Genomic DNA, 9,226 nt, shown 5'->3' with positions numbered 1-9,226 from the left:
GCGGCGATGCGGGGCTGGCGGTCGGCGTAGCCCTCGATGCGCTCGATGCGCGCCTCGTCGAGGCCGCGCAGGCGGGCGTGCAGGGCGTGGGCGAAGCCGGCCGCCCGGCGCAAGGCGCGCTGCCGCAGGGCCTCGTGCTCGGGCTCCGGCAGCAGGGCCGGCAGGAGCCGGGCGAGGCCGCGCATCTCGACGATCAGGCTGCCCCAGGCCCGCCGCGCCTCCCACCAGCGGTCGTAGCAGGCGCCGTTGCGGAAGCTCAGGAAGATCGAGAGCGCGAGGCCGACCAGGGTGAAGGGGCCGATGCCGGCGGTGACGGGAAACCACGCGGCGTGCCGCTGCTCGACCGCGACCACGAGGACGGAGAGCGCGGCGACGACGATCACCTGCGGCGCGACCTTCGGCAGGACCGAGCCGCGCAGCGCGAACAGGATCGTCAGCAGGCCGGGGCGGGGACGGACGATCATCGCATCGGCGTCAGTCGGCGCAGGTCTCGATCAGCCGGCGCATGAAGGCCTCGCCGCGGGCGAGTTCGTCGAGGGTGATGAATTCGTCCGGCTGATGCGCCTGATCGATCGAGCCCGGACCGCACACCACCGTCGGCAGGCCGGCGCGCTGAAACCGTCCGGCCTCGGTGGCATAGGGCACGGTGATGGTGGCGTTGCGGCCGGCGAGCCGCAGGGCCAGCCGCTCGGCCTCCGAGCCGGGATCGGGCGCGAGCCCGGGCACCGAGACCTCCTCGACCGTCTCGATGCGCCCGTAATCACCGTAGCGGTTGAGCCGATCCCGCATCACGCGCTCGCAGGCCGCGTCGAAGAGGGCCGGGATCTCGGCCATGTCGAGGTCGGGCAGGCCGCGGAACTCCCAGAGGAAGGTGCAGAGTTTCGGCAGGATGTTGCGGGCGGTGCCGCCCTCGATCACGCCGACATGGACCGTGGTGTTCGGCGGATCGAACCGGCCGGAGGCGTCGCCGCGGGCGACCATGGTGTCGGCGATGCGGTTCAGCTCGGCGATGAGGTCGGCCGCCGCCATCACCGCGTTGGCGCCGAGCATCGGTTTGGCCGAATGCGCCGCGTGGCCGTGCACGGTGGTGTTGAAGGTCACGACGCTCTTGTGCGCGTCCGCCACCTGCATCCCGGTCGGCTCGCCGACGATCACCGCGCCCGGCCGCGGCAGGTCGGCGCCGAAGCGGGCGATGGTGTCGGCGACGCCGAGGCAGGTGGTCTCCTCGTCGTAGGAGAGCAGGATGTGGATCGGCCGCGTCAGCCCGGCCTCCAGGGCCGCCGGCACCAGGGCGAGCGCCAGGGCGTCGAACCCCTTCATGTCGACGGCGCCCCGGCCGTAGGCGCGGCCGTCGGCGACGCGCAGGGAGAACGGGTCGGAGGTCCAGGCCTGCCCCGTCACGGGCACCACGTCGGTATGGCCGGAGAGCACCACGCCGCCGTCGATCGCCGGGCCGAGGGTGGCGAACAGGGCGGCCTTGTCGCCGCTCGCGTTCGGCACCCGAACGAAGGGGACACCCCAGCCGGCGAGGTAGTCGGCGACGAAGTCGATCAGCGCGAGGTTCGATTTCGAGCTCCCGGTGTCGAACGCGACGAGCCGCTCCAGGAGCTCCAGCGGCGTGAGGCGCGTGCCGCGCGAGGGCGCCGTCAATGGACGACGCGGCGCATATGCGGCGAGTCCAGCGAGAAGGCCGGGATCTCCGCCTCGAAGCTCTCCCCGCCGATCGTCGACATCGTGTAGCTGCCGGCCATCAGGCCGTCGGGCGTGGTGAGGGGACAGCCGCTGGTGTAGCTGAACGACTCGCCCGGTTCGAGCACCGGCTGCTTGCCGACGACGCCCGCGCCGCGCACCTCCTGGCAGGCGCCGCGCCCGTCGATGATCCGCCAGTGGCGCGAACGGAGTTGCACCTGCTCGCTGCCGTTATTCACGATCTCGACAGTATAGGCGAAGAAATAGCGGCTCTCTCCCGGCGAGGACTCCTCCTCGACGAATCGGGGCTCCACCGTCACCGTGATGCCGCGCGTCTCGGCCTTGTACATCGGGTGAAAGCATCTCCGTGGACGGCGCGCAGGCCGCATCGCGACATCTGCGACGCGCCGTGGTACGTGGCGCCAGAAACCTCGTCAATCACGGTATCCTACGGTGGGCGGAGGCCGGAGACCACGTGCCGAACGCGTCGCATCGGGGAGAATTGGGGGGAGTCCCGGTGACCGCGCGGCCTGATCGCGCGCCGTTCGCCGTCGGCCCGGCCGTCGCGACCGCCCTGACGCTCGGCCTCGCCCTCGGCTTCGCGTGGTGGAACCCAGCGCAGAACCGCTGGCCGGCCCTCGCGCTGGTCCTGGCCCTCGGCCTCGACGCCGCGGCGCGGATCGTCGCCCGCGCGGTGCGTCGGCGGACGGGGGTGCAGACGGAGATCCGCGGCGTGCCCTCGCCGATGCTGGCGCTCGGGAATGCGATGGGGATCGGCGCGGGCGTGGTGGCGGTGGCGTCGGCCCTGCGGCCCGACCTGTTTCCGCTCCTCGCGAGCGCGCTGGCCGGCCTCGTGGCGATGGGGGCCTGCGCCCGGCTGGCGCTCGCGCGGATGGTGGTCGCGATCGAGGCGGCGGAGCGCGAAGCGGCCGAGGCCAAGAAGGCCGAGAAGAGAGGCGAGGGGACGGGACGATGAGCGGAGACAGGTCGGCCGCATCCGGGATCCTGCCGGCGCAGGCCATCGCGGCGCTGACGGAGACCGGGGCGATCCGCCCCGCGACCGCCTACGCCGCCGACCAGATCCAGCCCGCGAGCCTCGACCTGCGCCTCGGCACCCGCGCCTACCGGGTGCGCACGAGCTTCCTGCCCGGAAGCGGGCGCTCGGTCGCCGCCTGCGTCGCGGCCTTCGCGCTGCACGAGATCGATCTGACCCAGGGCGCTGTGCTGGAAACGGGCTGCGTCTACATCGCCGAGTTGCAGGAGACCCTGGCGCTGCCCCCCGATCTCAGCGCCAGCGCCAACCCGAAAAGCTCGACCGGGCGCATCGACGTCTTCACCCGCGTCATCACCGATCGGGCCAGCGCCTTCGACCAGATCGAGGCGGGCTATGCGGGCCAGCTCTACGCCGAGATCTCGCCGCGCACCTTCCCGGTGCGGGTGCGGACCGGCTCGCGCCTGTCGCAGATCCGCTTCCGGCGGGGCGACCCGCGGCTGCGCGAGGCCGAACTCGCCGCGCTCCACGCCAGCGATCCGCTGATCGACGCAGCGATGCCCTCGCTCCAGGGCGGCGTGCCGGTCTCGGTGGATCTCGCCGGCTTCGACGGGCTGATCGGCTATCGGGCCAAGCGCCATACCGGCCTGATCGACGTGGACCGGCCACGCGGGCACCGCACCCGCGACTTCTGGGAGCCGCTGCCGGCCGACGGCAGCCGCACGCTGATCCTCGATCCCGGTCAGTTCTACATCCTGGCTTCAAAGGAAGCGGTGCGGGTGCCCGCCGACCACGCGGCGGAGATGGTGCCGTTCGATCCCCTCGTCGGCGAGTTCCGCGTCCACTATGCCGGCTTCTTCGATCCGGGCTTCGGCCTCAGCGAGGCGGGCGGCGCCGGGGCCCGCGCGGTGCTGGAGGTGCGCTCACGCGACGTCCCGTTCCTCCTGGAGGACGGCCAGATCGTCGGCCGCCTCGTCTACGAGCGCATGCTGGAGCGGCCCGCGACCCTCTACGGCACGGGCGCCGGCTCGAACTATCAGGCGCAGGGGCTCAAGCTCTCGAAGCATTTCGCCGCCGAGCCGGAGCCGGTGCCGGCGGTCTGAGCTTCGTCAAACGTCACTACATCTTGCTCGTTTAGATGTTTGATTGCAGTGTTTGATGGTGCACTTCGTGGCGTTCCGCCTGCCCTGCACGTCCGCTCGCACGAGCATTGAGAGCGAGCGGCAGGGGTCGTCGATGCGGCAGTTGGGCCCTTAAGCGTCAAAAGTTTGCTTGAAGCAAACCGCTAAACGCCATAAGTTTGCGTCGAAGTGTCTACCGCGCGCCTTAATGGCGATTTCCTTGGCTGACTTCCCGGAAGTTTTCGTCTCCACGACGGCCACGTCGGAGGCGGTCTCGCGCGCCGTCGCAGCCGGGCGGATGCGCCGCTTGGCCAGCCGCCTCTACACGACGAACATGCGGGAGGGAGAGGCGACGCTCGTGCGACGGCATCTATGGTCCATCGTGGCTGGCTACTTCCCGGACGCCATCATAGCCGACCGAACCGCCCTGGAACAGCAGCCGGCATCGGACGGCTCCGTGTTCCTCGTCTCCGAGTCCGGCGCGGACGTGGATCTGCCCGGCATCCGACTGCGACCGCGGCGTGGCGTTGGCCGCCTCCCAGGCGATTATCCCCGCGGGAACGGCCTGTACTGCAGCTCGCCCGCGCGAGCCTATCTCGAGAATATGCGCCCGAGCCGAGCGAGAAGCGGGGTGGCGCGGACGCTCAAGCCTTCCGAGCTTGAGGACAAGCTGGAGGATATCCTTCGAAACGGAGGCGAGGCGGGCCTGAACCGGCTGCGCGATCAGGTTCGCGATCTCGCGCCGGACCTGGACATGGAGGCCGAGGCCGCGGAGTTCGACACGCTCTGCGGCACGCTCCTGGGGACGCGCGACGCCAGACTTAGGTCGGACCGTGCCCGCGCGCGCAAGGCGGGCAAAGCATACGACGCCACCCGCATCGCGCGGCTCGAACTGCTCCACGATGCTCTGCGCGGGCGCGCTCCAGCGGCGCCGCGCCTCCTCACCCTCGGCCCGGAGGCCCAGACACACCAAGCGTTCTTCGAGGCCTACTTCTCGAACTTCATCGAGGGGACCGAGTTCGAGATCGACGAGGCGGTCGACATCGTCTTCAACGGGCGCATTCCCGACGAGAGGCCCGAGGATGCCCACGACATCACGGGCACCTTCTCGGTCGTCGCCAACCCCGACGAGATGTGCCGGCTGCCAGGCTCCTACGAGGAGTTCGAGCGCCTGTTGAAGGGACGGCACGCGACGATCATGGCCGGGCGGCCCGGCGAACGGCCGGGCGAGTTCAAGCTGAGGGCGAACAAGGCCGGCAGCACGTCCTTCGTCCTTCCCGACGAGGTGACGGGCACACTTATGCAAGGCTTCGAGATCTACCGGCGCCTCGACCAACCCCTTGATCGGGCGACCTTCATGATGTTCCTCGTCTCCGAGGTGCACCCGTTCAAGGACGGCAACGGGCGCGTCGCCCGCATTATGATGAATGCCGAGCTCGCCGCAGCGGGCGAGGCCAGGATCATCATCCCCATCATCTTCCGGTCGAACTACCTGGAAGGGCTGAAGGCCCTCAGCTTGAACGACAGACCGGAGACTATCCTGCGGACCCTGGATTTCGCCCAACGCTACGTCGCCGAGATTCCGTGGAACGATTTCAGAACCGCCGCGCACGTCCTCAGGAGCACGAACGCCTTCATGCGTCCGGAGGAAGGGGATGCGCAGGGAATCAGGTTGAGGTTGCCTGCAGCGTACGATTTCGTGGACATCCCGGAGGCGGCGGAGAAGTCAAAGGGAGACGCGCCCTCGACACCCACACCTTGAGGTGCCGACGCCATCGGCACGATGCCCGCTGGATCCTCGCGGCCAAGAGTGGAAACCAAGCGACCATGTCACTCGGACTGCGGGGAATGCCTTCTTGGTTGTCGCCGCGTCTGGGATCGGAAAACCGGCGCTGCCAGTCGATACGCAACTGCAGTCGGCTCTTGAACGTGAGCGGATCTCAGAAGACGCAAACGCGAGCGAGCGTGCTGCATTGATGCGATAAATTCAATCGAATCAATGGGTTATTCCTCACTTTGAGCAAGTTTCAATGAGGCGATAAGGCAGGAGAGGGCTCCCAACCAATCGGCGAATGGCCGGGCCGGTCCAGGGTCCGGCGGTGACGTGGCTTGAGGGAACTCCGCCTCGGCGAGGTCGTTAGACCCCAAGATTGGATCTGTTCTAATTCGCAAAAGCGGCGGCCGAGCCGCCTTCCTGCTGCAGGAGCATTCCCATGGCCAATGCCAAGTGTGAGAGCTGCAAGTTTTTTGACGAGCACAAGGTCAACGGCGCGGCCGCGCAGAACGACGAGGGCCTGTGCCGCTTCAATCCGCCGGTGAACCAGCCCGGGCCGGACGCGCACGGTCTCTGGCCGGTGGTCGGCTCGACCGACTGGTGCGGGCACTACACGCCTGAGATGACCGCGGCCGAGTAAACCGCGTCATCCTGAGAGCGAAGAGAGGGCAGCCGAGAGGCTTGCCCTTCTTTCGTGAGCGGTGCTCGTCCGCAAAAGCGGCCGCTTAAGTCTGAGACTTCACCAATCCGAAGCCGGCATCCCGGAAAGCCTCCCGGAAGGATGCTCGTCGCAGCGCACCACGCCTCCCGCCTCGCCCCGTCAGGGACGTACCGCGGGCGTCTCCACGGGCAGCGGTGCGGCCCGCGCCGCCAGATAGAGTTCGAGCGCGACGAATTCTGTTGCCCCGTAGCCGAAGGGCTCGGCCCGCATTCCGGTCAAGCAGTTGCGCAGGCGGCGCTGCAGCGAGCCCGGGCCCTGCCATTCGAGGCGGTAGAGCGGGTAGCCGGTCGGGTGCCCCTGGGGGATCACGGCCGAACCGAGACGGCGGCCCCAATTCTCGTCATGGCAGATCGCGCAGGACAGGCCGAGTTGGCCCTGGCGCGCCTCGAACAGCGCGCGGCCCTCCGCTCGCGCGGATGCGAGCCGGGGGTCGTCCGGAGGCGCGACGGGCAGGCCGCGCGACTGCGTGGCGACGAAGGCCGTCAGTGCCAGCAGGTCGGGGCTCTCGTAGGCGAGCGGGTCCGCGCCCTGGTGTTCGCGGCGGCAGGCGTTGATCCGGTCCTGAAGGTCGATCGGCCGCGCGGTCCGGGCGTCCCAGGCGGGATAGCGCGCCGCTACGCCGCGCATGCTGGTGGACGCCTCGCCGTGACAGCCGGCGCAGGCCGCGCGGCCGGACATCGGCGGCTTCGTCCAGAGCTCGGCCCCGTCCGCGACCGCGAGCATGCCGGGATTGGCGCCGTCGTCCCGCTGCATCGCCTGGATCTCGGCCCCCATCTGGTCGAAGCTCGAGCGCCGGTCGGCCGGAGCGATCGGCTCCGCGCCGGCCGGGGCCGCGGTGAGCAGCAGCGCGACCAGGACGACCGGCAGCGGGGAGCCCGGGCGGTGGGGCATGGCGGGGTTCAGGCCACCGTGATGGCCGCGGTCTCGGTCTGCTCGAAGCCCGCGTCGCCGCGCCAGGTGAAGGTGAAGCGACCGCTCGCCGTCGCGACCCAGGTGAAGGTGAAGTAGGGGTTCGCGGCCGAGGCCGGGAACAGCTCGGCCCGAAAAACCTCCTCGCCTTCGAAGCGGCAGACGAACTCCGTGACGATGTTGCGCGGCAGGATGCGCCCGTCCGCGCCCGGTCGGAAGCCCGTTTCCATCGGGTGCGAGATCAGGGTCTTGATCGCGATGACCTCGTCGGGTTTGGCGGTCTTTGGCAGGTTGATCAGGGTCCGCGCCATCCGGCTCAGCCCTCCAGGCAGGCGGCGAGCGTGACGATCGCGTCCGCGCTCGCCGACCAGTAGCTGCCGTCGCTCATCTCGGCGATCGCGGTGATGCGCTGCGTGTCGGCGAGCCGGATGCGCGTGGAGACCTGAGCCCGGCCGGCGCCCGGCCGCAGATGGAGCGTGACGACGTTCGGCTGCGGGTTCTTCTCGTTGAACACGCCGATGCGGCGCACGTGGTCCGCGGGCGTCATCGGGCTCTCGACGGAGACCGTGAGCGGCACCGTGTTGCCGTTGTCGACGAGCGGGGGCAGGTCGAGGCTGACGCGGCCCGGCCGGATCGGGTTGTCGCCGGCGAAGCGGCGGATGGCGGATTCGGTCGTCTCGGTGCGGGGCTGCGCCGCCGCGGCCGGCCGCAGGGCGAGCGCCAGTACCGCGCCCGCCGCGCCGGCGACGACCTGCCGCCGGTCGATCGAGTCCGTCCGTCCCATCGTCATCGTCCTCATGGCGTCCCCTCGGGCTCGCGCAGGGTCGCCAGGAAGGCGACGACGTCCTCGATCTCGCCCGCGCTGAGGATCGGGCGTCCCTGCCACGCCCGGCCCACGCGGGTGAGCCCCGCGAGGCTGTAATAGGATGGCATGATCGTGTCCGGGTTCAACGCCCGTCCGTCCACCAGCCGCAGGCGCAATTGCGCCGGGCTCCGGCGGGCGCCGATGCCCGCCAGATCCGGGGCGAGGTTGCCCTGGAAGCGCTCCTCCGGGAAGGGTCCCGCATGGCAGAGCAGGCAGAGGCCGCGCGAGCGGTCCGCCACGATGGCCCGGCCGCGGCCCGCGTCGCCCGGCGCACCGGTCAGGGGCTCGGGGATCGCGTCGCCGACGATGCGATAGGGGACCAAACTCTCCTCGGCTCGCGCCGCCGTGACGGCGAGCGCCAATACGATCGGGACGAGGCGGGCGGCACGGCGCACTCGCCTCACCCGAACACGTCCCGGGTGATCGTCCGGTACCAGCCCTCGGCATAGGCCGCCTCCTGCGCGCGCACCGCGTCGGGCGCGTCGAGCGGGCTGATGCCGCCGGCGCCCGGCACGTCCGCCAGCAGCCCGTTGGTCGGGCGGAACACGCCCGCGATCGAGATGCCGTAATCGGGGGCGACGAGGCTCCAGCAGGTGTTGATGAGTCTCGGATCCTGCGGATCACGGCCGGCCAGAGCGTCGATCATCGCCTGCGCGCAGACCTTGCCCTGCGCATTGGCCGAGAAGGCGGATTTCGGCATCGCCCCGGCGATGGCCGCGTCGCCGATCACGTGGATGCCGGGCACCAGCCGCGACTCGAAGGTCACGGGGTCGATCGGGCACCAGCCGCTCCGGTCGGTGCAGCCCGCGAGCGCGGCGATGCGACCGGCGCGGTGGGGTGGGATGATGCAGGCGACGTCCGCCTTGTACTCGGCGAAGTCGGTGCGCACGACCATCGCCGCCGGATCGACCTCGCTGACCTGTCCGCCCGCGGCGAGCGGCACGTATTCGAGCACATCCGGATAGAGCTTGGCCCAGGCCGCCTCGAACAGCTTCTGCTTGGAGAAGGTGTCCTTGGCGTCGAGCAGGATGAGTTTCGCGCGCGGCTTCCGCGTCCTCAGGAAATGGGCGATCAGGCTGGCCCGCTCGTAGGGGCCGGGCGGGCAGCGATAGGGGTTGGCCGGCGCCGAGAGGACGACGGTGCCGCCCTCCGGCAT

General features: G+C 70.1%; 12 protein-coding genes. 4 read left to right on the top strand and 8 right to left on the bottom strand.

Annotated elements, in window-relative coordinates:
• The 3 genes from MFF42_RS20945 to apaG form a co-directional block, all read right to left on the bottom strand.
• The coding region (locus tag MFF42_RS20945) for a bestrophin family protein (protein WP_283206906.1) at positions 1-464 on the bottom strand (464 nt) is incomplete at its 3' end.
• Between the two features lie 10 nt (positions 465-474).
• Positions 475-1,650: an acetylornithine deacetylase gene (gene argE / locus MFF42_RS20940; protein WP_238257471.1), complete on the bottom strand. Its 1,176-nt coding sequence runs from the start codon at positions 1,648-1,650 to the stop codon at positions 475-477.
• Complete coding sequence (gene apaG, locus MFF42_RS20935; RefSeq protein ID WP_017482710.1) at positions 1,647-2,039, bottom strand: Co2+/Mg2+ efflux facilitator ApaG/CorD; 393 nt, start codon at positions 2,037-2,039, stop codon at positions 1,647-1,649. The genes argE and apaG overlap by 4 nt, the downstream gene beginning before the upstream one ends.
• A 167-nt stretch (positions 2,040-2,206) precedes the next feature.
• On the opposite strand from apaG, the gene MFF42_RS20930 reads away from it, so the two are divergent.
• From MFF42_RS20930 to MFF42_RS20915, 4 genes are all read left to right on the top strand, one after another.
• On the top strand, positions 2,207-2,665 hold the full coding sequence (locus MFF42_RS20930; protein ID WP_238257470.1) for a hypothetical protein: 459 nt from the start codon (positions 2,207-2,209) through the stop codon (positions 2,663-2,665).
• Positions 2,662-3,783, top strand: a complete 1,122-nt coding sequence (locus MFF42_RS20925) for a 2'-deoxycytidine 5'-triphosphate deaminase (RefSeq protein ID WP_238257469.1) — start codon at positions 2,662-2,664, stop codon at positions 3,781-3,783. Before MFF42_RS20930 ends, MFF42_RS20925 begins: the two co-directional genes overlap by 4 nt.
• Before the next feature lie 325 nt (positions 3,784-4,108).
• Positions 4,109-5,563 carry a Fic family protein gene (locus MFF42_RS20920; protein ID WP_238257468.1) on the top strand — a complete coding sequence of 485 codons (1,455 nt, stop codon included), beginning with the start codon at positions 4,109-4,111 and terminating at the stop codon, positions 5,561-5,563.
• A gap of 451 nt (positions 5,564-6,014) precedes the next feature.
• The gene (locus tag MFF42_RS20915; protein ID WP_238257467.1) at positions 6,015-6,215 is read left to right on the top strand and encodes a hypothetical protein; all 201 of its coding nucleotides are present in this window, start codon (positions 6,015-6,017) and stop codon (positions 6,213-6,215) included.
• 180 nt (positions 6,216-6,395) lie between these two features.
• Here MFF42_RS20915 and soxA read toward each other — a convergent pair whose 3' ends face one another.
• The 5 genes from soxA to MFF42_RS20890 form a co-directional block, all read right to left on the bottom strand.
• Positions 6,396-7,187 carry a sulfur oxidation c-type cytochrome SoxA gene (gene soxA / locus MFF42_RS20910; protein ID WP_238257466.1) on the bottom strand — a complete coding sequence of 264 codons (792 nt, stop codon included), beginning with the start codon at positions 7,185-7,187 and terminating at the stop codon, positions 6,396-6,398.
• Positions 7,188-7,195: 8 nt separating this feature from the next.
• Positions 7,196-7,516, bottom strand: coding sequence for a thiosulfate oxidation carrier complex protein SoxZ (locus MFF42_RS20905; protein WP_238257465.1), 321 nt, complete (start codon positions 7,514-7,516; stop codon positions 7,196-7,198).
• Positions 7,517-7,521: 5 nt separating this feature from the next.
• Positions 7,522-7,989, bottom strand: a complete 468-nt coding sequence (locus MFF42_RS20900; protein ID WP_238257464.1) for a SoxY-related AACIE arm protein — start codon at positions 7,987-7,989, stop codon at positions 7,522-7,524.
• An 11-nt stretch (positions 7,990-8,000) separates the two neighbouring features.
• Positions 8,001-8,465: a sulfur oxidation c-type cytochrome SoxX gene (gene soxX / locus MFF42_RS20895; RefSeq protein ID WP_238257463.1), complete on the bottom strand. Its 465-nt coding sequence runs from the start codon at positions 8,463-8,465 to the stop codon at positions 8,001-8,003.
• A gap of 5 nt (positions 8,466-8,470) precedes the next feature.
• The coding region (locus tag MFF42_RS20890) for an FCSD flavin-binding domain-containing protein (RefSeq protein ID WP_238257462.1) at positions 8,471-9,226 on the bottom strand (756 nt) is incomplete at its 5' end.

The organism is Methylorubrum podarium (assembly GCF_022179745.1).
Classification (GTDB): domain Bacteria; phylum Pseudomonadota; class Alphaproteobacteria; order Rhizobiales; family Beijerinckiaceae; genus Methylobacterium; species Methylobacterium podarium.
Note: the sequence above shows the minus strand (reverse complement) of the source record. Positions and strands in the feature narration are given on the sequence as shown.